The 24,196-nt window shown below is 37.0% G+C and carries 27 protein-coding genes; 19 read left to right on the forward strand and 8 right to left on the reverse strand.

The features are described from left to right. Genes EKM68_RS03540 through EKM68_RS03550 form a run of 3 tightly spaced genes read left to right on the forward strand, consistent with a single transcriptional unit; the run spans window position 1 to window position 3,013 of the window. Window positions 1-1,023, forward strand: a complete 1,023-nt coding sequence (locus EKM68_RS03540; RefSeq protein ID WP_125588279.1) for an ABC transporter permease — start codon at window positions 1-3, stop codon at window positions 1,021-1,023. 20 nt (window positions 1,024-1,043) lie between these two features. Continuing rightward, window positions 1,044-2,090 carry an ABC transporter ATP-binding protein gene (locus tag EKM68_RS03545; protein ID WP_125588280.1) on the forward strand — a complete coding sequence of 349 codons (1,047 nt, stop codon included), beginning with the start codon at window positions 1,044-1,046 and terminating at the stop codon, window positions 2,088-2,090. Next, window positions 2,090-3,013, forward strand: coding sequence for an ABC transporter ATP-binding protein (locus EKM68_RS03550; RefSeq protein ID WP_125588281.1), 924 nt, complete (start codon window positions 2,090-2,092; stop codon window positions 3,011-3,013). Before EKM68_RS03545 ends, EKM68_RS03550 begins: the two co-directional genes overlap by 1 nt. 132 nt (window positions 3,014-3,145) lie before the next feature. Here the strand turns inward: EKM68_RS03550 and EKM68_RS03555 are convergent, their stop codons facing one another. Further along, on the reverse strand, window positions 3,146-3,337 hold the full coding sequence (locus EKM68_RS03555; RefSeq protein ID WP_125588282.1) for a hypothetical protein: 192 nt from the start codon (window positions 3,335-3,337) through the stop codon (window positions 3,146-3,148). A gap of 225 nt (window positions 3,338-3,562) precedes the next feature. Here EKM68_RS03555 and EKM68_RS03560 point away from each other — a divergent pair, with 225 nt between their 5' ends. Continuing rightward, window positions 3,563-3,820 carry a type II toxin-antitoxin system Phd/YefM family antitoxin gene (locus EKM68_RS03560; RefSeq protein ID WP_225422951.1) on the forward strand — a complete coding sequence of 86 codons (258 nt, stop codon included), beginning with the start codon at window positions 3,563-3,565 and terminating at the stop codon, window positions 3,818-3,820. Further along, complete coding sequence (locus EKM68_RS03565) at window positions 3,805-4,080, forward strand: Txe/YoeB family addiction module toxin (protein ID WP_125588283.1); 276 nt, start codon at window positions 3,805-3,807, stop codon at window positions 4,078-4,080. Before EKM68_RS03560 ends, EKM68_RS03565 begins: the two co-directional genes overlap by 16 nt. Before the next feature lie 843 nt (window positions 4,081-4,923). Here the strand turns inward: EKM68_RS03565 and EKM68_RS03570 are convergent. Beyond that, window positions 4,924-5,784 (reverse strand): ROK family protein, encoded by an 861-nt coding sequence (locus tag EKM68_RS03570; protein ID WP_125588284.1) that lies wholly within the window; start codon window positions 5,782-5,784, stop codon window positions 4,924-4,926. 99 nt (window positions 5,785-5,883) lie between these two features. On the opposite strand from EKM68_RS03570, the gene EKM68_RS03575 reads away from it, so the two are divergent. Beyond that, complete coding sequence (locus EKM68_RS03575) at window positions 5,884-6,696, forward strand: MurR/RpiR family transcriptional regulator (RefSeq protein ID WP_125588285.1); 813 nt, start codon at window positions 5,884-5,886, stop codon at window positions 6,694-6,696. A gap of 47 nt (window positions 6,697-6,743) precedes the next feature. Here EKM68_RS03575 and EKM68_RS03580 read toward each other — a convergent pair whose 3' ends face one another. Together EKM68_RS03580 and EKM68_RS03585 are read right to left on the reverse strand one after the other, a co-directional pair. Beyond that, complete coding sequence (locus EKM68_RS03580) at window positions 6,744-7,433, reverse strand: N-acetylmannosamine-6-phosphate 2-epimerase (protein ID WP_125588286.1); 690 nt, start codon at window positions 7,431-7,433, stop codon at window positions 6,744-6,746. 13 nt (window positions 7,434-7,446) lie between these two features. Continuing rightward, window positions 7,447-8,322, reverse strand: a complete 876-nt coding sequence (locus EKM68_RS03585; RefSeq protein WP_125588325.1) for an N-acetylneuraminate lyase — start codon at window positions 8,320-8,322, stop codon at window positions 7,447-7,449. A gap of 440 nt (window positions 8,323-8,762) precedes the next feature. On the opposite strand from EKM68_RS03585, the gene EKM68_RS03590 reads away from it, so the two are divergent. From EKM68_RS03590 to EKM68_RS03625, 8 genes are all read left to right on the forward strand, one after another. Then, window positions 8,763-9,506 (forward strand): sugar phosphate isomerase/epimerase family protein, encoded by a 744-nt coding sequence (locus EKM68_RS03590; protein ID WP_125588287.1) that lies wholly within the window; start codon window positions 8,763-8,765, stop codon window positions 9,504-9,506. Beyond that, window positions 9,506-10,699: a cation:proton antiporter gene (locus tag EKM68_RS03595; protein ID WP_125588288.1), complete on the forward strand. Its 1,194-nt coding sequence runs from the start codon at window positions 9,506-9,508 to the stop codon at window positions 10,697-10,699. The genes EKM68_RS03590 and EKM68_RS03595 overlap by 1 nt, the downstream gene beginning before the upstream one ends. Then, entirely contained in the window at window positions 10,696-12,210 is a 1,515-nt protein-coding gene (locus EKM68_RS03600; protein WP_125588289.1) for a sodium:solute symporter, read from the forward strand. The genes EKM68_RS03595 and EKM68_RS03600 overlap by 4 nt, the downstream gene beginning before the upstream one ends. An 18-nt stretch (window positions 12,211-12,228) precedes the next feature. Then, window positions 12,229-13,056: an alpha/beta hydrolase gene (locus EKM68_RS03605; RefSeq protein ID WP_125588290.1), complete on the forward strand. Its 828-nt coding sequence runs from the start codon at window positions 12,229-12,231 to the stop codon at window positions 13,054-13,056. A gap of 25 nt (window positions 13,057-13,081) precedes the next feature. Further along, entirely contained in the window at window positions 13,082-14,062 is a 981-nt protein-coding gene (locus EKM68_RS03610; protein WP_125588291.1) for an acetylxylan esterase, read from the forward strand. Window positions 14,063-14,490: 428 nt separating this feature from the next. Continuing rightward, on the forward strand, window positions 14,491-15,003 hold the full coding sequence (locus EKM68_RS03615; RefSeq protein WP_125588292.1) for a DUF1440 domain-containing protein: 513 nt from the start codon (window positions 14,491-14,493) through the stop codon (window positions 15,001-15,003). A gap of 7 nt (window positions 15,004-15,010) precedes the next feature. Continuing rightward, window positions 15,011-16,336 carry an MFS transporter gene (locus tag EKM68_RS03620; RefSeq protein WP_125588293.1) on the forward strand — a complete coding sequence of 442 codons (1,326 nt, stop codon included), beginning with the start codon at window positions 15,011-15,013 and terminating at the stop codon, window positions 16,334-16,336. A gap of 116 nt (window positions 16,337-16,452) precedes the next feature. Continuing rightward, on the forward strand, window positions 16,453-16,827 hold the full coding sequence (locus EKM68_RS03625; RefSeq protein WP_125588294.1) for a nuclear transport factor 2 family protein: 375 nt from the start codon (window positions 16,453-16,455) through the stop codon (window positions 16,825-16,827). Between the two features lie 55 nt (window positions 16,828-16,882). Here the strand turns inward: EKM68_RS03625 and EKM68_RS03630 are convergent, their stop codons facing one another. The 3 genes from EKM68_RS03630 to EKM68_RS03640 all read right to left on the reverse strand — a co-directional run bounded on the left by EKM68_RS03630 (window position 16,883) and on the right by EKM68_RS03640 (window position 19,133). After that, window positions 16,883-17,545: a ribose-5-phosphate isomerase A gene (locus tag EKM68_RS03630; protein WP_164509343.1), complete on the reverse strand. Its 663-nt coding sequence runs from the start codon at window positions 17,543-17,545 to the stop codon at window positions 16,883-16,885. Between the two features lie 100 nt (window positions 17,546-17,645). Beyond that, window positions 17,646-18,362, reverse strand: a complete 717-nt coding sequence (locus EKM68_RS03635; protein ID WP_125588296.1) for a C40 family peptidase — start codon at window positions 18,360-18,362, stop codon at window positions 17,646-17,648. A 213-nt stretch (window positions 18,363-18,575) separates the two neighbouring features. Then, window positions 18,576-19,133: a guanylate kinase gene (locus EKM68_RS03640; protein WP_125588297.1), complete on the reverse strand. Its 558-nt coding sequence runs from the start codon at window positions 19,131-19,133 to the stop codon at window positions 18,576-18,578. A gap of 84 nt (window positions 19,134-19,217) precedes the next feature. Between EKM68_RS03640 and EKM68_RS03645 the strand changes: the two genes are divergently transcribed. After that, window positions 19,218-19,418: a DUF2187 domain-containing protein gene (locus EKM68_RS03645; RefSeq protein ID WP_125588298.1), complete on the forward strand. Its 201-nt coding sequence runs from the start codon at window positions 19,218-19,220 to the stop codon at window positions 19,416-19,418. 42 nt (window positions 19,419-19,460) lie between these two features. Here the strand turns inward: EKM68_RS03645 and EKM68_RS03650 are convergent, their stop codons facing one another. Further along, on the reverse strand, window positions 19,461-20,096 hold the full coding sequence (locus EKM68_RS03650) for an LVIS_2131 family protein (RefSeq protein WP_125588299.1): 636 nt from the start codon (window positions 20,094-20,096) through the stop codon (window positions 19,461-19,463). Between the two features lie 285 nt (window positions 20,097-20,381). Here EKM68_RS03650 and nrdH point away from each other — a divergent pair, with 285 nt between their 5' ends. From nrdH to nrdF, 4 genes are read left to right on the forward strand one after another with little or no spacing between them, the layout of a single operon-like run. Then, window positions 20,382-20,612, forward strand: a complete 231-nt coding sequence (nrdH, locus tag EKM68_RS03655; protein ID WP_125588326.1) for a glutaredoxin-like protein NrdH — start codon at window positions 20,382-20,384, stop codon at window positions 20,610-20,612. After that, complete coding sequence (locus tag EKM68_RS03660) at window positions 20,612-20,986, forward strand: ribonucleotide reductase stimulatory protein (protein ID WP_125588300.1); 375 nt, start codon at window positions 20,612-20,614, stop codon at window positions 20,984-20,986. The genes nrdH and EKM68_RS03660 overlap by 1 nt, the downstream gene beginning before the upstream one ends. Continuing rightward, complete coding sequence (gene nrdE, locus EKM68_RS03665) at window positions 20,973-23,138, forward strand: class 1b ribonucleoside-diphosphate reductase subunit alpha (protein WP_125588301.1); 2,166 nt, start codon at window positions 20,973-20,975, stop codon at window positions 23,136-23,138. The genes EKM68_RS03660 and nrdE overlap by 14 nt, the downstream gene beginning before the upstream one ends. Before the next feature lie 12 nt (window positions 23,139-23,150). Continuing rightward, window positions 23,151-24,179 carry a class 1b ribonucleoside-diphosphate reductase subunit beta gene (gene nrdF / locus EKM68_RS03670; RefSeq protein ID WP_125588302.1) on the forward strand — a complete coding sequence of 343 codons (1,029 nt, stop codon included), beginning with the start codon at window positions 23,151-23,153 and terminating at the stop codon, window positions 24,177-24,179. The last annotated feature ends 17 nt before the right edge of the window (window positions 24,180-24,196 follow it).

Here is a 24,196-nt window from a genome sequence, read left to right on the forward strand (position 1 = left end):
ATGGAACAAATTCCTGATGTACCAAAAGAAAAATTTAAATTAATTCATGACGAAAATAATAGTGAACAAGAAAAAATCGGCACACCTTCACTTACATACTTACAAGATGTTCGTCGTCGCTTGTTCTCAAACAAAGTCGCTGTTGTATGTTTAACACTGCTTTCAATTATCGTCTTGATTTCAATCTTTGCTCCACTAGTTGCTCCCCACAATCCTAATGCTCAACAAGTTACTCTCTCTAACTTGCCACCTAAATTAGGAAATCTAAATATTCCTGGATTCAATGGTTATCAAAACATGGGTGGTAAGATGGTCGATGCCTACAAACAAGTTGGTGCACCAAAAGATTCCTTCTACCTATTAGGTACTGATTATCTTGGTCGTGACTTACTATCAAGAATCATCTATGGTACTCGTCTTTCACTTATCGTTGCCGTTCTAGCTACACTTGTTGATTTGATCATCGGTGTTCCTTACGGTATCGTCTCAGGTTGGAAAGGCGGTACAACTGATACAATTATGCAACGTATTGTTGAAATCGTATCTTCTGTTCCTAACTTGATTGTTGTTATCTTGATGATGATCATCTTGAAACCAGGACTTGGTTCAATCGTTATTGCGATTGCCATCACTGGTTGGGTCACAATGGCGCGTCTGATCCGTGCTCAGACCTTCCAGTTGAAGGAACAAGAGTACGTCTTAGCTGCCAGGACTCTTGGAGAATCATCTACTAAGATTGCTACAAAACACTTGATTCCTAATTTATCTTCAACAATTATCATTCAAACAATGTTTACAATTCCGAATGCGATTTTCTTTGAAGCTTTCTTGAGTTTCATTGGTATCGGTATTCCCGCACCAAACGCATCATTAGGTACATTGTTGTCTGATGGCCAAAAAGCCTTCAGATTCTTACCATATCAAATGTGGGCACCAGCTATTATCTTGAGTATCATCATGATTGCAACAAACCTTCTTGGTGATGGCTTACGTGATGCCTTCGATCCACAGTCAGACGATTAAATAAGGAGTATGAATAAGCAATGGATAAAATTCTAGAAGTAAAAGATTTGCATGTTAATTTTGCGACATACAATGGTACTGTCCAAGCTATTCGTGGGGTTAGTTTCGATCTTAACGCCGGTGAAACCTTAGCTATCGTTGGTGAATCTGGTTCTGGTAAGTCAATTACCGTTCGTTCTATCCTGCAATTATTAGCTAAGAACGCTGATATCGCAAAAGGAAGTATCCTCTATCACGGGGATGATCTCCTACAAAAAAGTGAAAAGGAAATGGATGATATTCGTGGGAACAAAATCTCGATGATCTTCCAAGATCCTATGACATCACTCGATCCAACTATGCCAATTGGCAAACAAGTTGCGGAACCTTTATTGATCCACAACAATGTTTCTAAGAAAGACGCTATGGCCAGAGCTGAAGAAGTTCTACGTCTGGTTGGAATTCCTAATCCCGAAGCACGTATGAAAGACTACCCTCACCAATTTTCAGGTGGTCAAAGACAACGTATCGTCATCGCCATCGCGATTGTTGATTATCCAGAGATCCTTATCGCTGATGAACCAACAACTGCCCTTGACGTTACTGTTCAAGCACAAATTATTGATCTATTAAGAGAATTACAACAAAAAATCGGTACATCAATCATCTTCATCACCCATGACCTTGGGGTTGTGGCTGGTATCGCCGATAGAGTTGCTGTTATGTATGCTGGTAAGTTCGTCGAATACGGTTCTGTTAATGACATCTTCTACAATCCTCAACACCCTTATACTTGGGGATTACTGGATTCAATGCCAACACTAGAAACTAGTGAAAATAACCGTCTGAATTCAATTCCCGGTACTCCACCTAACCTTTTGAATCCACCAAAGGGCGATGCCTTCGCACCTCGTAATAAATATGCGATGGAAATTGACGAAGAGGAACAACCACCATATTTCAAAGTTTCCAAGAATCATTATGCAGCCACGTGGCTGTTGCACCCCAATGCACCAAAGGTCGATCCACCGGCATCGATCAAAAAACGTTTTGAAAAATTCAAAGAGTTAGGAGGCAGTGTTAAATAATGGTAGATGAAAGAGAAAAAATCGTTCAAGTTAAAAACTTGAAACAGTATTTCAACATTGGCAAACCTAACGAAGTCAAAGCCGTTGATGATGTTTCATTCGACATCTACAAAGGTGAGACTTTTGGATTAGTTGGTGAATCTGGTTCTGGTAAGAGTACGACTGGTCGTAGTATTATCAGACTTTATAACCCAACTGACGGACAAATTTTATTTAATGGCCAAGACATCAGTAAGATCAAGAGTCATGGTCCCCAAATGAAAGAATTCCGTCGTGAAATGCAGATGATCTTCCAGGATCCATATGCATCTTTGAACCCTAGAATGAAGGTTAAGGATATCATCGCCGAAGGCCTTGATGTTCACGGACTAGTTAAGGGTGATGAAGAGCGTGACAAACGAGTTCGTGAACTATTGGATATGGTTCACTTGAACCCAGAACATATGACACGTTACCCATATGAATTCTCCGGTGGCCAACGTCAACGTATCGGTATCGCCCGTGCTTTGGCAGTTGAACCACAATTCGTAATCGCCGACGAACCGATCTCTGCACTGGATGTTTCCATTCAAGCTCAAGTTGTCAACTTGATGCAAGATATCCAGAAGGAACAAGGATTGACATATATGTTTATCGCCCATGATCTATCCATGGTCAAGTACATCAGTGATCGTATCGCCGTTATGTACCATGGTAAGATCGTTGAACTAGCTGACTCTGATGAGATCTATAATCATCCCTTACATGCTTATACTCAAAGTCTTCTGTCAGCCATTCCTGTTCCTGATCCAGCCATCGAGAAGACACGTGAACGTATCGACTTCGATCACTCACAACCATTCTCAGATGATCAATCATTACAAGAAGTTCTGCCCGGTCACTTCTTGTATTGCAATGCTGCCACTGCAGCATCGTTTAAGTAACAGATCGGGGTCTAAACACCATTATTCTTTAAAGAGGTCCCAATCCAACCTCTATCCTCACAACCTTGGAATTCACAAGAATTCCGTAATAAAAAGCCACGCAATCAATCCAGTTGCGTGGCTTTTTCGTATTTACTTTTCATCAAATCGTTTAAAAATCAAATAATGCATCGCTATTGTGGCAATACATCCCGTTAACAGAACTTGAACAATTAATTTTAGACTCATCCAAGTATTCCCACCACTAGTTAAATTGTCTAACAAATACAGAATTATGATAATTGTAAAGAAAAATTTTAAATCTTTATTTTTTAATGATTTCATAATGGAATCCCCTCCCATAAGTGTCTGTATATTACTACTTAATTATTGCACCTGTTCTATTACAAATGATAACAACATCCTTAATCATGGTTTAATCCTTCTTGAAAGAAATTTAGTTATTAATCGCCTAAAAGTGCGTAATTTAAATTATGGTCATTTTTATTGACTAGCTAAATAAATCATAATACACTGTATGTACATTATAGCGTACGTTAGGAGGGTCGCATGTTGAAAGAAATTTATACACCTACAAGTGCTAGACAACATCTCTTTGAATTAATCAAAGAGGTCAACGCTGAAAGAAAACCGATAACCATCGAACCAACTAAGATTGATGAGAAAGGTGCCATTTTAATTGGCAAAGATGACTGGGATGCCATTAAGGAAACTCTTTTTCTCGCTAGCAACGGTACAATCGATCAAATTAAACAACGTGAAAATGATGACAACGAGGATTTTGATGACATATGGAAGAACCTTTAGAATATCAAATCAAAATCAAAAGCGGTGCTAAAAAAGACTTAAAAAAAATCAAAGGTTCCCATTTAGAAAAAAACTTTTTGCAAATAATAGAAACCTTACGTAATGATCCTTTCGAAATATCACAATCGTTCGAAAAATTAATCCCGCCAATAAAAGAATTTTTTTCTAGAAGAATCAATTTCCAACATAGAGTTGTTTATAAAGTCGATGAAAGTTTACATGTAGTTACAATTTATTCTGCTTATAGTCATTACAAATAATTCCAAAACAAAAAAACTCACATCGTCTAAAGATGTGAGTTTTGCATTTTTAAAATATAAATCAGGGGGGAAATATATTTTATGTGTATATGCTTTTTATATGAGGGGTTTCATTTAATTTAAGGGGGGATTAAATGAAGTTTTTAATTTATAGGGATTAATATATGTTTTTAAGGGTTTTATCTATTTTGTGTAATTGTTTTATAAGGGTTGCTTCACTATCAGGTTTACCGTTTCATTCGTTCACCTCTTTGTTATTTGACTATGGTTATATAATAACGCCCAATTATGAACAAATAATTGGGAAAGTACGAATAAACCAGTAACAATTTGTGAAGAAATTGTGAGGACGATGTCATTAATAATCAATACCGTAAATACAGTTATCTATTAATCCCATTACAACGCCCTCCAAATCATCGAAATCAGAATTACTGAACTATATAAATCAATTATACAAAACAAAAAGGCTCGCGTCTTCCGGCACGAGTTCCTTTTCACATTATTTGCATGATCTTATCTCTCTTTCTTATAAATTCTTGTATTTAACTTCATTTTTAAAATATATATCGGGGAGGAAATATATTTTCATTTGTGTAATTTATGAGGGTTGTTTTTAAATAAGGGGATTAAATACTATATAGGGATTTTTTATTTTTAAGGGTTTTATCTATTTTATGTTTTGAAGGGTTGTGCTCTTGAACTGCTTTATCATTACCATTCGTTCACCTCTTTGTTATTTGACTATGCTTAAATAATAACGTCCAAATATGAATATACAATTAGGAAAGTACGAATAATTAAATAACAATTTGTGAAGGAATTGTGAGGATACCCTTCAAATTACATCATGAAATGTGATACAGCACCGTACATCTGGGCTTTATCAGCCAACTTGGCAATTGCCAAATCTGTCTTAAATAGTCCAGCTGGAATCTTCTTGTCCATATGGCGTTGTAGTAGATTCAAAAGATAATCTCCTTGTTTAGAGACTGCTCCACCAATAACTAGGGTTTCAGGATCAAACAACAAAACGATCTCAGCCAATCCACTGGCAACTTCATCTGCCCAATCTTCAATTACTTGTAAGTATGGTTCTTCACCCTTTTTGGCCTTTTCAAATGCATCGATGACGCTAATAGAACATTGTTTCAATTTGCCTTCCAATGCCAAAGTCGAAGCACGTTGTTCATAATATGTCTTGCTCTTGTCATCATATAAAATATATCCAATCGAATTGGCATACGCATGTGCCCCACTCAACAGGTTTCCATGATCTAAGTATGCTCCACCGATACCTGTGCATAGGGCAACACAATAAACTGACTCTTTATTTTGTGCTACTCCAGCTAAATTCTCGCCCAACAATGCAGCATCAACATCATTAACTACAAATACTGGCAAACCTGTCAATTGGTTCAAAGATGCTTCTATCTTCGTTCCTTTGTAATCAGCTATTGTGGGACCGGCAAATAAAATACTACCATCTTTGACTATCCCCGCTGTACTAACACCAATCCCTGATAATTTATATTTGCTTTGAAATTCAACAGACAGTTTTTTCAGAGCTTCGATAATATGATTATCTTTATTATGTTCCGTATCGACCTTGCCAGTATCACTAATCTTTAAGTCATCATCAATAATGCCATATTTAATAGTCGTTCCACCAATATCAAATGCCAAGAATTTTTTGTTTTCCATGAGTTATACCTTCATTTCTATTTGTTAACTATTATCACATATTATAATTATGATAGTTATTATGAATGTGCTATATTTAAAACACACGGAGGTGTTCTATTGAATACTTTAAAACTAATTGAAGATCTTTTGCCCACTCTATCAAGACAAGAACGCAAAGTTGCGATTAAAATCATCCAGGATTCCGAGAGTGTCCAACAAATGAGTATCAACAAACTCGCCAAAACTACCGGCGTAAGTAACGCCACTATTACTCGCTTCGTTAAAAAAATGAATTGTAAAGACTTCTATGATCTCAAACTAAAATTGGCCAGTGATCATAATACTGAGAATACCGAAATGAAATCCGGTTCCATTACTGATGAAGTCTACAGCTTCTACAAGAACGTCCTAAGCGATACTTGGGAACGCCTGGACATTGAACAACTACGCAAAATAGTCGAACTAATTTCCAACGGCCGTCGTGTTTACTTATTTGGAATCGGAAGTTCCGGTTATACCGCATTAGAAATGACTCAGCGTTTACTACGTATGGGCATTGCGGCCTTTCCAATGACGGAAAGTAACTTGATGTACATCACTAGCAGCATCGTGAACGAAAATGATGTTATTTTGGCTCTCTCATCATCTGGTAATACCAAAGGATTAAATAACGCTCTGCAGATGGCTAAAGATAACCATGCTAAAACCATTGGAATCACTGGCATTGAGAAAAGTCCAATGTATGAGATCTGCGATTACCCAGTTCTAGTGAAAAATAGTAACTTCGTAAATAACACTAGATTCATCAACTCTCAATTTGCCCTAACCTATGCGTTAGATATTATTACTACTATGTTATTAGAGAATGACACTTATAGAACTAGATTAAATCATACTGTTGAAACAGTCCTTGATAACAAATTCGATTAAAGACAAAAACCGCTACTTGTTTTCTAACAAGTAACGGTTTTTTTGTATTATTCATTAACTGCATTAATAAATTTTGTAGCAATTTCCAACGGTCTGGTTATTGCTCCGCCAACTACAACAGCGTGGCATCCTAGATCAATACAGCGGCGCGCCTTTTCAGGAGTATCCACCTTACCTTCAGCTATAACAGGGTGTTTTGCGGTTAAAAGAACTTCCTTCAAGTAACTGAAGTCATTATCAGCAATATTCAATCCCTCTGTATCAGGTGTATATCCGTGCATTGTCGTACCAATGATATCAAAACCTAACTCGTTGGCTTCTTTAACGTTCTCAAGTGTAGCCGTATCAGCCATTAACAAAGTATCAGGGAATTCTTTGCGCATTTGAGCAACAATATCAGCTAACTTTTCGCCATGTGGCCTTGGTTGGCCAGTTACATCACAGGCTACAACAGCAGCTCCGGCGCTGGCAACGGCTCGCATTTCTTTGATCGTTGGTGTGATGTAAACTGGAGAATCATCATAATCTACTTTGCTAAGTCCAATAATGGGTAGGTGAGTTTCATCTTCAATAGCTTGAATATCAACCACCGAGTTGGCTCTAATAGCAACTGATCCTGCTAATTTTGCAGCACGTGCCATTCTGGCCATGATAAACGAACTGTGCAGTGGTTCATTACCTAGTGCCTGACATGATACTACTAATTTTCCTTTGACTATGTCCAAAAAATCATTCATCTTAAATCACTTCTTAGTTTTCTTTTAAGTATTTGTTGTAAATTTCTTTGGCACCTGCACGCATTTCAGGAGTAGGTTTAGCCATTGGTGCCTTTGTAACACCAGCATGTACACCCATTTCTTCAAATACAAGTTTCAATGATGGATAAATGTCGTTCTTAATAAGTGCTGTGATCAAGTCATTACTGTCATGTTGAAGTTGACGTGCTTTATCGATGTCACCATCATCAAAAGCAATCATTTCAGCCTTAGCACGTTTTGCGTTCAAGTTGTATGTTGAACCAATGGCTCCATCAACACCAAGTGCAAGTGCAGGAAGTAACATTTCATCAAATCCTGACAGGATCAACTTGTCAGGGAAGGCATTACGAACTCTTTCTAATAGGTAGAAATCAGCATTTGTATACTTAATTCCGATAATCTTTGGATTTTCGAACAATTCACCAAATTGTTCCATTGATAGTGAAACACCTGTTAAAGCAGGAATTGAATAGATAAGAAGTTTGTTATCAACATCTTTAACAATTTCATTATAATAATTCTTAATTTGTTCAAAAGTATAGTTATAGTAGAAAGGAGTTACAGCTGAAATCTTAGGATATCCCAAGTCAGTAACAAATTTGGCCAAATACTTAGATTCATTGAGATCTAGTGAACCAACTTGTGCAATAAGATCTACATCATCTTTGGCTTCATCAATAGCTATCTTGAATACTTGTTCCTTTTGATCGTGACTCATATTGAAGTTTTCACCAGTACTACCACCAACATACAATCCATCGACCTTATTTACATCGATATTGTAACGAATCATTTCTCTAGTGCCAGCTTCATTAACACTTCCGTCATCATTGAATGCAGTCATTAATGCTGAATATAATTTTTTCATCATTATCCCTCGATTTATTTAATTTTGTGTAATAGTTACTCGGTCGTCGTCTACCGCTGACATAAATGTACTATACGATAATATATATTTCAATAGCAAATAATGATAATAATTATCGTTTAACTCCACAAATATTGTTGTAACCGCTTTCTAAAGAAATAAAAAAATATTGAACTTTTTTTAAAAGCCGATCGATAAAAATATCACTATCAAAAAGTACAAATATTAAACATGCACATTAATCACGGTCTTAATATAGTAGTTTTAAGATATAAATTACCGAATATAAATAAATCTGTAATAATTATCAAAAAAGCGTTTACATTTTTATTGAGTCATGTTATATTTTTCACGTAATAGTTATCCAGTCCATCTAACCGCTACTAGTAAACACAGTTGTGCTTATTAGTGACGGTTTTTTTTTGAAAGGTGGAAAAAATATGCACGTTTCAGTTAATACAGCAATTTTCTTAAATGAAGTTCAAACTGGTAAATCTCAACTTGAATGTTTAGAAACATTATCAGGATCACCTATCGATAATATTGAGGTCCGAGGGGAATTATTTAAAAAAGAAACAAAGGATAAAGAATTATCAGAAATAGCCGAATTGTGTCAAAACAATAATTGGAAATTCTTCTATTCAATTCCTGAACAATTGTTTAACACTAACGAAGTTAACTCTAACTTAGAAAAATATTTAAAAATGGCTGATGACCATCATATCTGCCAACTAAAAATAAGTATGGGTGATTCTGAAGATATTTCAGACACACAATTAAAAAATCTAACAAATCTACTAAACAAATATCAAGTCAAAGTTACAATTGAAAATCAACCAAACGAAGATGGAACAATTAATAAGTTCGATAAACAGCTCAAAAAACTAAAAGATGCTCAAGTACCATTGGGATACACTTTTGATTCCGGTAACTGGTATTGGATTTCTGAATGTCCAAGCAATGCATTCGACAAATTCAAAAACGAGATCACTGTATTCCACTTAAAGGACATCAAAGACAAAGAAACTGTCATGTTAGGTGACGGGGCAACCGATTGGAAATCACTGCTTCGTAGCTTGAATACTGATATTCCTGTCTTCCTAGAATACGACATCCCATCAGACAAACTAAATGATCAGATTGAACAAGTTAATACTATTTTGAATGATCGGAATTCGCATTAATGACCTATTTAGTTCAGCTTGTTATCATTCTGATTTTGACAAAACTAGGCGCACATCTATCAAGTATCTTGAATTTTCCAAGTGTCATTGGTGAGTTACTTGTTGGTATTATCGCTGGACCCGCTGTCCTTCATATCCTTGTCGGAACAACGTTCATTCAATACTTCTCCGAAATTGGAGTCATTGTACTGATGTTCATTGCCGGACTTGAAGGCGATCTTTCATTATTGATGAAATATTGGAAACCAGCCCTAACTGTTGCAACCTTGGGAGTTATCCTCCCGACTGTTTCTGCAGCAATGCTCTGTGCCTTAGTCTTCAACTTTGCCTGGACAACTTCAATCTTTATCGGACTAGTTCTCAGTGCAACATCCGTAAGTATTTCCGTTCAGGTTCTAAAGGAAATGGGACGTCTCAACACCAAAGAAGGAGCCATCATACTTGGAGCTGCAGTTGCCGATGACATTATGTGTGTCATTTTATTAGGTATCTGTGTTGCCTTCTTTGGTTCAGCTGGAAGTAGCGACCAACCATTATGGTTAATGATCTCTACAAAATTGCTTTTCTTTATTTTGATGTTTGTTCTTGGAAAATGGTTTGTTCCTCCATTCATGTCATTTTTCAGTAAATTAAAAACCAGTGAAAACGAAGCAACTGGTGCATTGATTCTTTGCTTTGGTTTTGCAGCTATTGCTGTTTCATTAGGCATGAGCGATGTTCTAGGTGCTTATTTTGCTGGTATTGCTTTGTCAGAAACTTCATTCCAAAAGAATCTAGCTCTCAAAATAGAGCCGATCGGTTACGCAGTATTTATCCCGGTTTTCTTCGTAAGTATTGGGTTAAATATTAGTTTCAAGGGATTACACAGTGACATTGTATTCATCGTTTCACTTATTATTATCGCAATCATTGGAAAACAACTTGGTGGTGCATTGGGTGCCAGATTATTCCATCTCACTTGGAGTGAATCAAACATCGTTGGTGCCGGAATGGTTTCCCGTGGCGAAATGGCATTAGTTGTCGCTAATGTTGCTCTCGGAGCTAAATTGATTGATCCAAATCATTACACAGCAATGATCGTGGTAACAGTTGTGACAACAATCATCGCACCATTGATCTTAAAATTCTTTATTCAAAGAGCCACAAAACAAAATAAAATTGTAGGAAATGTAATTAATGAGGTGAAAGTATGACAAAAGTCGGTTTTGGTACATTAAACTGGATTGTCTTAGTAGTCTATTTGTTAGCAATGCTTGGTGTCGGTGTTTACTTTACAAAAAAAGCCAGCAAGAATACCGATGCGTTCTTTAAAGCAAAGAGTAGTATCCCCGCATGGGCTGCTGGTTTTAGTATTTATGCTACAACACTTAGTGCTATCACATTTATGTCAACGCCTGAACAAGCCTATCTAAAAGACTGGGCCTATGGTGTTGGTTCACTAAGTATCATCATTATCGTTCCAATTTTGATCAAGTATTACGTTCCATTCTTCAGAAAACTTCAAGTTACTACAGCTTATGAATATCTTGAAGAACGTTTCAGTCCCATTATCCGTGTTCTAGGTTCTGCACTATTTATGCTATACCACATTGGTCGTGTAGCTATCGTTATCTACTTACCTATTATTGCTATTACAACGGTATCAAATATCAATCCAATCTTAATCGCCTGTGTTGTCGGTGGCCTATGTATCATTTATACCTTCATGGGTGGTATCGAAGGTGTTATCTGGAGTGATGTCATCCAAGGATTCCTATTACTTGGTGGTGCCTTACTAGTTGTTCTAATTGGTGGTTTCTCCATCAAAGGTGGTTTCGGAACCGTTGCTGCTGACGCTATTGCCAACCACAAGATCCTATCATCACAAGATCTGAATATCGGCGATCTAACTAAGTTCTTACCTCTTATCTTCGCTGGTCAATTCTTTAACACAGTTTATCAATATACTGGTAGTCAAGACGTTGTTCAACGTTATCAAACTACTGCTACACAAGAAGAAACAAACAAATCATTGTGGACAAACGCCTTTCTTGCTTTGATCACAATTCCTCTATTCTTCGGTATGGGTACTGTTCTATTCAGTTTCTACAGAAACAATGGTTCACTTCCCGCTGGATTTAATACTAGTGCTTTGGTTCCTTACTTCGTTATCACTGAAGTGCCTGCTGGTATTGCTGGATTGATCATCGCTGGTATCTTTGCGGCTGCTCAATCAACAATTGCTTCAAGTTTGAATGCCATTTCTTCATGTTTCGTTACCGACTTCAAACAACGTTTCTTCGATCACAAATGGAAGAACATCTCAGACGTTACACTTGCTCGTATCGTTATCATCATCACTGGACTATTCGGATTAGCAATGTCAATTTACCTATTAATTGGTAATGCTTCTAAGACTTGGGATCTATTCCTTACTGTTACTGGACTATTCGGTGTTCCTATTGCTGGTGTCTTCGCCGTTGGTATCTTTACCAAACGTGCCAATACATTCGGTGTCATTTTAGGATTGATTACAAGTATTGCTGTAACAGTCTATGTACAACAAACTAATGATTCATCATTGATCGTTGCTACAGTTGCATTCATTACCTCATTCCTCTTCTCATATATTTTCAGCTTCTTTGCACCTAAGAAATATGTTCATAATATCGTAGGTTTGACTGCATCAACTGTTAACGAAAAATACGTTAAGAGTGCAAAATAAAATTTGAGGTCAGCTTAAATGCTACAAAAAAGAATAAACTTAAAAAGTGAATCAAACGTCGCATTCAGTGTTGATATTTTCTTCAAAAAGCAATTTGATGAGAATCCAGATCCAAGAACTTGGCCACTAGTCTTGATTTTTCCTGGTGGCGGATTTGTTGCCTTGGAAGAACGTGAATCCGAACCGATTGCTGAAGCCTTTCTAGCAAGAGGCTATCAGGCCGCAATTGTTAATTATCCTCTCATGACTAATGCGAGCAATACACCCTTCTATCCAAATGGAATAATTGCCGGCCTAGAAGCAATCAGATACTTCAAGACAAACGCTTCTAAATACAACATTGATTCTCAAAAAATCATAACTTTAGGTTTCTCAGCTGGTGGACATCTCGTTGCACTAATGAATTCTTTAGCTGCCGACGATATGCGAGCCTTAGGCTTTGATGAGTCGATCAAAGCCAACGCCCAAATACTTGGTTATCCAGTTGTTGGTCTTCAAATGGGATTTCCTAAAACTATTGATGATGCTCAAAAAATCAGTTCTGATAAAAAATATTGGAATTCAAATGAACAAGTAACAGCAAAAACTCCTCCCACATTCATTTGGCACACTATGGCTGATAAAGTTGTACCAGTCAAAAACACTTTGGCATACACTTATGCATTATCAGAAGCTAACGTTCCATTCGAATATCATGTCTTCAATACTTTTAGCGAAGGTATCCACGGAATCGGATTAGCTTCAAATGCGACCCAAAGATATCAACATGATGAAGACGTAAATAGCCGTGTAGCCGTCTGGTTAGATCTGGCTGATTCTTGGATTCACAAAACTTTAAGCTTATAATTTTTAATGAAAGAAGTGAACTTCATTGCAAGATACTATGCCGTTAAAAGATATGGAAACATACACAGGTCGAAACGATCCGCCCAAGGACTTTGATGAATTCTGGGATAACAATATCAAAAAACTATCAACCACATATAAATACCAATTAGTACCTCAGGATTTCAACTTGCCTATGGTCAATTGCTTCGAATTAACATTTGAAGGAACAAATGGTGCGTCTATCTACGCTAAATGTATTTTCCCAAAATCAGATTCGACAGTTCCAGTTGTCTTTAATTTTCATGGATATATGGGACAATCCTCTGACTGGTCAGCATTATTACAATTCCCAGCCGCAGGACTAGGTATCGTCGCAATGGACACTAGAGGTCAGTCGGGTAAATCCACCGATAGCAAGGTCTTCCGTGGCAACACGGTCAAAGGACAAGTTATTCGTGGATCTATCGAAGGAAAAGATAATTTATTCTTCAAAGATGTCTACCTAGATGTTTATCAATTAGTTGAAATCATCTCAGAACAATCATTCGTAGATGAAAATAAACTATATAGCTACGGTGGATCTCAAGGTGGCGCCCTATCCCTCGTCGCTGCAGCCTTGAATTCCAAAATCACTTCCACTGTAGCCATCTATCCATTCTTATCGGACTTCAAACGTATCCTTGAACTAGGTGATCAAAGTGAACCATACGATGAATTCTTTAGATACTTTAAGTTCTCTGATCCCTTCCATCGGACTGAACAAGAGATTCTTAATACTCTATCTTATATAGATATCAAAAATATGGCTCACAGAATTAAAGGAAACGTCAAATTAATTACTGGATTAGAAGACAACGTCTGCTTCCCCTCAACACAATTTGCAATTTATAATCGTTTGAATTGCCAAAAGGAACACTTGATCATGCCAGAATACGGGCACGAAGATATGCACGTCCATGTGGATGACTACGTCATGAATTGGTTAAGTGGATCCACCATAAACATTCGTACACAAATGCATTAAAAAAAATAGGAATCCTGCAGTAGAGGCAGGGTTCCTATTTTTGATTCTGCAAAAATATATATCAGGGGGGAAATATATTTTTAACGTTTATATGCTTTTTATATAGGGGTTTTATTTAATTAGGGGATTAAATAAAATTGTTTAAGGGTTTTATCTATTTTGTGTATTGTGTTTTTGTTTTGTGAGTTTTTAAGAAAATTTTTATACGGGGTTGTATCTGAGTACTAAGATTATCGATGCATCCTGTCACCTCTTTGTTATTTGACTATGCTTAAATAATAACGCCCAATTATGAATAAATAACTTGGAAAGTACGAATAAATAAGTAATAAAGTATGAAGAAATTATGATGTCTCAAGACCTATCACCTGAGTTATCGTAAATCTTGTTTTATAATGAAGGAAAATACGACCTGAGGGGGACACATTATGAAATTATCACATGAACAAAAGCACAACTTGAAGGCTGCGATTATTGCTGGTACAGCTGCTGGTGTCGTTTCTGGATTAGTCAAACTTGGTTGGGAAAATATTTTGCCACCAAGAACTGCTGAAAGAAACTCTACTAACCCACCACAGAAGCTGCTGCAACAATTTGGTATGCCTGAAAAACTAACTCACGCCACTTATACTTATTCTGGTGAAAAATTGCCTTGGGTCAGTTACTTGATGCACTTCGGCTTCTCAACTTCGTTCGCTATCATCTATGAAGTCCTAGCACAATACAAGCCTTATATCAGAGTAGGTGCTGGTTCAATCTTTGGTCTAGCTATTTGGGTTGCCTTTCATATCGGTATTATGCCGATGATGAAGACCGTTCCATCAGCCGCAGACCAGCCAACTGAAGAACACATCTCTGAAGCGCTCGGACACATTGCTTGGATGTGGACCAATGATATTGTTGGAGCAGAAATTTACCGTCGCCTAACCGCACAAAAGTAGGTGTGAAATGAATAAATGGGTAACATCTATACCTGAACGACTCAGCTATGGACTAAGTGATGCCGCAGATAATCTTGTCTTCCAGATGATGACAATGTATCTGCTGTTCTTTTATACTGACGTTTTCGGCTTAACTCCTAATGAAGTGGCCATTCTATTCGTCGTGGCACGTACCGCTGACGTCTTTGAAAGCCTACTTATCGGCGTGATGATCGATCACACACATTCCAAATGGGGTAAAAGTCGACCGTTCTTTCTTTGGTTCTCTTTTCCATATGTTGTCTTTGCTATTTTAACGTTTGTCACACCAGGATTCTTGCCACATTCTGGCAAACTTATCTGGGCTTACGTAACGTACTTGGGCTTAGGATTCTTCTATACGGCCGTTAACTTGCCAATTACCTCTATCTTGCCAACAATGACTGAAAATGAAAAAGAAACTACCTTATTAGGTGTCATCAGACAGTTCTTTGGTAGCTCAGTTCAAATTATTGTTGCGACCGTCACCATTCCACTAGTTGCCTTCTTCGGTAAGGGAGACCAGCAAAAAGGATTCTTACTGACGATTGCTTTGTTTGGATTAATCTCATTAGTATTGATCCTCAATACCTTTTTCCATGTACGAGAACGTTATACTAATGATGAGATCAACCACCAGCCACTTTCAGAGGTTTGGAGTATGATGAAGCAGAATAAGCCGTGGATGGTTATTTCCGTTGTTATATTCTTATATTGGATGACAACTGCTATCAAGAATCAGACCATTATCTACTACTTCAAATATGTTTTGAAAAATGAAGCGATGGTCTCACTTGCCAATAGCTTCACTCTGACAGCCTTGATCGGTGTCGTTTCGATTTACTTTGTCTCTGGCAAAATCGGTAAGAAACATACCATGCTCTCAGGTATTGCAATGGCATTTGTCGGACAAATCATTATTACATTTGCTGCCTATATGGAGAATATGCCGGTATTGTTTGTTGGAATCTTAATCAATTCTATCGGCAATGGATTCATAATTGGGCTTGTATCAATCATGATTGCTGACACGATTCGTTATGGTACTGCCATGGGAATTCAGGCTGAGGGCGTATTAGCTTCAACTGACGACTTTGGTGTTAATCTAGGCTTAGGATTGGGTGGATTAATTACTGCCGAATCATTGCAACTAACTGGTTACGTTTCAAATAAAACTCAGTCAGCTTCGACGATTTCGGCAATAAATTTAAACTTCGCAATTATTCCATTAATTCTATATGCTGTGATGTTTCTAATCCTGTTGGGATATAATGAGACGAAAATACAATCTAAAATCAAAGAAATAACTAATTAAAATATTCATAAAAATCCTCAAGAAAATATAATATTTTCTCGAGGATTTTTGTTAGCTTTTTCACAGAATCCGATTATACTTATCTTCAAACCAGTGTAAGAAGGTGTTCTATTATTATGATGAATAAAATTATGGATAGAAATAAAGAAACGATAAAAAAATATTTTGAATTATCCGATTTTGCTACAGATGATGATCAGGCAGTCAATGATATTATTGACTTATTCTCAGATAATGTTGCGATTCGTTCTGGTTGTAATGTGACGGCTACAAACAAAGAAGAAGTGGCTGCATTTTTTAGGACTTTCTTTAATCGCAACAAAAAATTAAAACATATTTTTAAAACTCAAAATATCGAAAACTATTATCAGACCGAATGGTCAGTAGCTGGTCTCAAAAGTGACGGTGCCATCTTTGCTTTACATGGATTTGATTACTATCGCTTCGATGAAGATGGCAAGATATGTTCACTATTAATTGAGATTGTTTAACTATAAAAAAACTCAGAAATAAAACGTGTTTTGCCACGTTTTATTTTTTTAGGCATTACTTTAATTTTCCCTTTTGAATTACTTTGTCGCCATCAGACAATAAGGCCACTGATACAAAATCATGGAAATATGATGTAGCAACCACTCCATTGAACGAACTCAGCTTTTGATCTATCTCAGTAATATCGTCCCAATTATCAAAGGTACAGTCAACTAAACCATTACCTAATCTAGTCCTCACGATACCAGCAAGGTCACTTGATTGACGAACAATAGCTTGACCACCTAATTCAGTCACTAGTTCGATGACCTGTGGTATGGCGGCTTCAATCACTTCAAGACTTAAGAAAACATTTGGATCTAGCTTATTCTTTAAACGTTCCTTGGGTGCTAAGATAATATAGTTTTGGGCTCTTTGGGCATAAATTTTTTCGAATACATGTATACCGCCGTTACTCTTCAAGACATTTAAATTCTCATCCAAACTATCACAACCATCAAATCCTAAATCAATTTGTTTGATTTGATCTAATTCAGACACATTTAATCCGAGATCCTGGCAAGCTTTTTTAGTAACTTCTGAAGGCGTGCAGACAGTAATATCTAATTTTTGCTGTGCGACTTCCTTTAACAATCGACCAACGTTACTTCCACCACCAAAACTAATTGTCATTTTCGGTTCGATCAAATTTATTGCTGCTTCGATTATTTTTTCCATAATACGCCTCATTTGTATTTAGTTTTATTCATTATACTAAATTGAACAAAAAAAAGACTGCCCGAGGCAGTCTTTAAGCGATTTTAATTTTGAATTTGTATTATAGAACCTTAACAGCGAATGAAGGCATGAAGTAACTTGAGATACTTGAAATCTTAACTGATTCGCCAGGTTGTGGTGCAGCGATGTATTGGTTGTTACCTAGGTAGATACCTACGTGGTATGAAGCACCTTGGCTACCCCAGAACAATAGATCTCCGACTGAAGCTTGTGAAACAGCTTCTGTTGTACCAGCTGATTCTTGAGCTACTGTGTAACCACCGATACTCTTACCTGTTGCTTGTTGGTATACGTATGATGTGAAACCTGAACAGTCGAAACCTGAAGGTGTCTTACCACCCCATACATAAGGTGTACCTAAGTATTGTTTTGCAGTATTAACAACAGCATCAGCATCTGATTGTGTTGAAGCAGATGAATCATCTGTAGCAGCTTCTGTGATTGTTGACATATCTGTAACATCTGAGGCCTTAACCCATTCGTTCTTACCAACGTAATAGAATGTGTTACCTGAAGCATCTGTAGCTGATTTACCAACAGACCAGTCAGTATTTGCAGCAAGTGCACGACCAGTTGTCTTAGCATCTGATGAAGCAGTTGAATAAAGGATTGTCATACTGTTTGTACGAACTGCAGTTGGTGTAACAGTGTCAGCTTTAACTGTTGTAGAAGAAGCGTTTGAAACACCCAATCCTGTAACTGCCAATGAAGCAGCTGCTGTAAATGTAATTAGACCTTTTTTAATCTTAGTATTCAAAATTGAAATCCCCCGTAATGGTTTGTTTTTTTTAATTGTTTAAATTTTCTTAAAAGTTATTTTCTTATCACTCAACGATGACTATAATACACTCTGAATGTTGCAGAATTGTTACAGCAATTGTATAAGAATGTTACACTTTTTTGTTCACAAAATAAAAAGACTATGAATGCTGTTATATCAGCATTCATAGTCTTTTTGTGAATAATCAAATTACTTGAATTTGAGGTTATTTACTACTTTATCGACCTTTTTTTCAGTCATTTCAATGTCTTTGTTAACAATTTCGTATGATTTACCCTTTAATTCATCCGGAATCTTGAGATCCCGTTTGAATTCGTCACTATTAATTCGCTTAGATAATCGTTTAGGATCATCACCACGGCCGTGCATTCTTTGTGCCACAGTATCAATATCAACCTCTAAGAAGATCACAATTGCCGTGTCTCCATACTTTTTTTTGTAAGAAATGGCCCCAGCAGTATCTACCACAATGCTGGCAACATTGACCATTTTCCAAGTTTGTTCCAGGCTCTCTTCTGAAGATCCGTAATGAAAGCCAGAGTATTCTACTTGCTCTAGATAATGATTTTTAAAAAAAGTTTCATCCGTTTCAAAATGATAATCCACTCCGTCGGCTTCTCCTGCACGGGGAGCCCTTGTTGTATGTGTCAGAACTGGAGGAATATTATATTTTTCTTTTAAATATTGGCTGATAGTTGTCTTGCCAGTGCCGCTAGCGCCGGTAATTACGATAATTTTTTTGTCCATAATGTATCCTATTATTTGAATTATTTCTTCTACTATATTATTATACTAGTCTGTTAAGTAAAAAATCCTAGGAGATTTATACATATGAAAATAGAAGATTTAAAAGTTGGAGAAGTTTACGAGTGCAAAGTAGATGAAGATATGGATTATCCATTCGAAGGTAAAGTCGAAAAAGTCTACGAACATTCCGTTTTGATGGAAATCGTAAAGAATGATCCTAAAGATGATACAAACAAAATGGAATTAAATAATAAGATCGTTGTAAGTATCAAAAAAATCAAGTAAATCTAAAGGAGCTATGGCAATTAAGTCATAGCTCCTTTTCTGTTATTCTTGTTGTGCTTCTACATCAATAAATGAACGCGCAGGTACTCTCAGGACACGGTATTCAACTGCAAAACGTCCCGCCCTGAGACCTAAGCCATTCATAAAGTTATTCTTATACTTAGCATGTGCTGTAATGACATAAGCATATTGATACTTTGAATCCATCTTCTTGATCTTATCCATTGGCCAGTTCATGCGCATCCCTGATACGTTGAACGGCAGAGTAGCATCTGAAATAGTCGCATTATGACTTGAGACCGTATAAGTAGAATTGTTTACCCAATATTGATAAACATCATTATCACTGTGTTTATCTTTCTTATCGATCTTGACATAATAGCCTTGACCATCAGTAGTAGTTTGTACGATCATCGGTTCATACTTATATGACATTGCAATGTCGTTTTTATCTTTCAAATCAACTCTTGAGAACAATGTTACATACAACATTGCACTCACCGCAAAAATGACCACGACTATTTCCAACAGATCAACTAAGATCGTCTTCCAGGTGATACCACTTTTTTGGACAACCAATATTTTTAAATGTCGATTTCTAATATTAAATACCACGAAGATCAATAGTGCGATAACTACGACCCAAGCGATAATTCCCACAAAATTCCAAGAACTCATAATCTTCTCCCTACTAACTTATTGCCTTTCAACAATTGTAATTTTAACTGAAAAACATATAATAGTCATTACGGTAATTTTACCACGAAAGAACCAAATATAATAAAAATCAGAATATTATTCTCTAGACAAAAACCGTCAGACTGGTCTTTTCAGCCACACTATGATGTATACCAATTACAATATAATACTATATTTTGTGTTTTCATAAGAAGAATTACTAGTATTGGTATATTGAATGTTTTATACTAGTGAATGAATCACATTTCGAGGGAGCGAGATATTATGAACAACGTAATCGTATATAGCAAAAACAACTGCATGCAATGCAAAATGACAAAGAGATACTTAAAAGAACATAACATTAACTTTGAAGAACACAACATCAATCAAGAACCAAAATACCTTGATATGTTAAAAGAACAAGGCTTCCAAAGTGTACCTGTAGTTATGCCTGCAAATAGTGACCCCATCGTCGGTTTTCGCCCAGATAGTTTGAAAGAACTAGCCAACTAATGGTCGAAATAGCCTATTACTCAATTACCGGCCAAACACGGCGCTTCGTCAACAAGACCGGTCTAAATGGATACGAAATATCTGACGCCGATCCTTTTCACGAAATGGGTCGGTCTTTTATTCTCATCGTTCCGGCATACGACGATGACATGATGGATCCAGTCGTTGATTTCTTACAATACAAGGACAATGCTAAAAACTGTGTTGGTTTAGCTGGTGGTGGGAATCGTAACTTCAATTCTCTTTACAATCACACAGCCAGAGACATCGCTCACGGACTAGACGTTCCGGTTGTCTTCGAATTTGAATTCAACGGTACTCACAAAGACGTAGAAAATTTCAAGAAAGTAGTGAATAACCTTGGGACTAAATAATCTAGACATAACCAAAGTAAGTTACTTCAAACTAAATAACGAAATCAATATTCCAGTTGATGGTAAAATTCCATTGAATAAGGATTTAGAAGCTGTTAAAGCTTTCTTCGCCGAAAACGTCGAACCAAATACTATGAAATTTGATTCATTTAAAGATCACATTGATTACTTGATCGATAATAAGTACATCGAAAAAGAAGTTATCGCTGAATATCCATTTGAATTCATCGACCAACTTTATCAATCACTATTAGACAAGAACTTCCAATTTAAGTCATTCATGGCTGCTTATAAGTTCTTCAATCAATACGTTATTAAGACTGACGATGGCGATATGTATCTTGAGAATTACGAGATGCGTATCTTGTTCAATGCCTTGTTATTTGCCAATGGTGATCAAGAACAAGCTACAACGCTTGCTAATGAAATGATCATGCAACGTTATCAACCTGCGACACCATCATTCTTGAATGCTGGTCGTAAGCGTCGTGGTGAATATGTTTCTTGTTTCCTATTACAAGTAACTGACGACATGAACAGCATTGGCCGCACAATCAATTCTGCCTTACAACTATCACGTATCGGTGGTGGTGTTGGTATCACGCTATCTAACCTACGTGAATCCGGTTCACCGATCAAAGGCATCGACAACTCATCATCTGGTGTTTTGCCAGTTATGAAGTTACTTGAAGACAGTTTTAGTTACAGCAACCAATTAGGCCAACGTCAAGGTGCCGGTGCGGTTTACTTGAATGTCTTCCATCCTGATATTATTGATTTCTTATCTGCCAAAAAAGAAAATGCGGATGAAAAAGTTCGTGTTAAAACTCTTTCTTTAGGTGTCATCGTGCCTGACAAGTATTACGAATTGATCAGAAATGATGCCGACATGTATTTATTCAGTCCTTATTCAGTCGAACGTGTTTATGGCGTTCCCTTCTCATACGTTGACATCACTAAAGAATATGACAATATGGTCGCTGATGACCGTATCAAAAAATATAAAATCAACGCTCGTGAACTAGAAGATGAAATCAGCAAGCTACAACAAGAATCTGGTTATCCCTATGTTCTAAATATCGACACTGTTAATCGCGACAATCCAATCGACGGTAAGATCATTATGAGTAACTTGTGTACTGAGATCCAACAAGTACAAATTCCATCAGAATTAAATGATGCTCAAGAATTTGTAAAATTAGGAACAGACGTTAGTTGTAATCTTGGTTCTACTAATATCTTAAATATGATGGATAGTCCTGACTTCGGCAAGTCGATTCGTTCAATGCTTCGTGCTTTGACATTCGTCAGTGATGCCTCTAATATCACCGCTGTGCCTTCAGTCGCTCATGGCAATACAATGAGTCATTCCGTTGGTCTCGGTGCCATGGGACTCCACACCTATCTTGCTAAACAACATATCGAATATGGTTCACCCGAATCAATAGAATTCATTGGTGTTTACTTCATGCTTCTTAACTATTGGACTTTAGTCGAAAGCAACCATATCGCCAAAGAAAGAAACGAAACTTTCGTCAACTTTGAAAAGTCAGCCTACGCTGACGGAACTTATTTTGACAAATATCTGACTGAAAGCTTCGCACCTAAGTCTGACTTAGTTAAAGAATTATTCTATGGGATCAAGATTCCTGATCAAAACGACTGGGCTAATCTTAAAGCTGATGTACAACGTGATGGCTTATACAACGCCTACCGTCTAGCTGTTGCTCCTAACGGTTCGATCTCATACGTCAACAATACTAGTGCTAGTTTACAACCGATCACTCGTCTAGTTGAAGAACGTCAAGAGAAGAAGAACGGTAAGTTGTACTTCCCAGCCCCACTATTAAGTAACGACACAATTGGATACTACAAGTCAGCTTATGATACTGACATGCGTAAAGTTATCGATATCTATGCTTCAGCACAAAGATTCGTCGATCAAGGAATGAGTTTGACATTATTTGTCCGCTCAGTCATCCCTGAAGGTATCTATGAATGGAAGACTGAACCTAAGCAAACTACTCGTGACCTCAGCATCTTACGTAACTATGCATACTACAAGGGTATCAAGTCACTGTACTATGTTCGTACATTTACCGAGAACAACGATGAAATCGGAAGCAACGAATGCGAAAGCTGCTCAATTTAGGAGGATTTTACAATGGTTGACACGTACTATAAAGCCATGAACTGGAACAAACTTGAAGATGTAGTTGACAAGGCTACTTGGGAAAAACTAACTTCACAATTTTGGTTAGACACTCGTATCCCACTATCTAATGATATGGACGACTGGAGAACCCTAAGTGACATCGAACAAACCGTTGTCGGACATGTCTTCGGTGGTTTAACATTACTTGATACTTTGCAGTCACAAGACGGTATCGAGGCTATGCTAAAGGACACCCGCACCCAAGCTGAAACAGCTGTCTTCAACAATATTCAATTCATGGAATCAGTTCATGCTAAGAGTTATTCCTCAATCTTCAGTACCTTGAACTCGGCGGAAGAGATCGAAGAAATTTTTGACTGGACCGATCACAATGAATTCCTACAGAAAAAAGCCGAAACTATCAATACTATTTATCAAAACGGCTCACCTCTACAAAAGAAAGTTGCCAGTGTCTTCCTAGAAAGTTTCTTATTCTATTCAGGTTTCTACACTCCACTTTATTATCTGGGCAATAATAAGCTAGCTAATGTTGCTGAAATCATTAAGCTGATCATTCGTGATGAATCGGTTCACGGTACTTATATTGGATATAAATTCCAATTAGGATTCGAAGAACTATCCGATGACGAAAAAGAAAAGATGCAGGATTGGATGTATGATCTGTTGTATGAGTTATACGACAATGAAGAAAAATACACCAATGAATTGTACAAGGGAACTAACTGGACCGAAGAAGTTATGGTCTTCCTTCGTTATAACGCCAATAAGGCTCTGATGAACCTGGGACAATCACCACTATTCCCCGATGGTAATGCTGAAGACGTTAACCCAATCGTTATGAACGGTATTTCTACTGGAACAACTAACCATGATTTCTTCTCACAAGTTGGTAATGGCTACTTGATGGGACAAGTTGAAGCAATGAAAGACTCAGATTACGATATTGGTTTGAACAAGAATCCAGCTGCTCCTGATAATGGCGGCGTATTGTTCAATAAGATCAAAAAATTAAAGTAAGCAAATAAGGTATCGCC

It is taken from the genome of Companilactobacillus jidongensis (genome assembly GCF_003946575.1).
In the GTDB taxonomy this organism is placed as follows: Bacteria; Bacillota; Bacilli; order Lactobacillales; family Lactobacillaceae; genus Companilactobacillus; species Companilactobacillus jidongensis.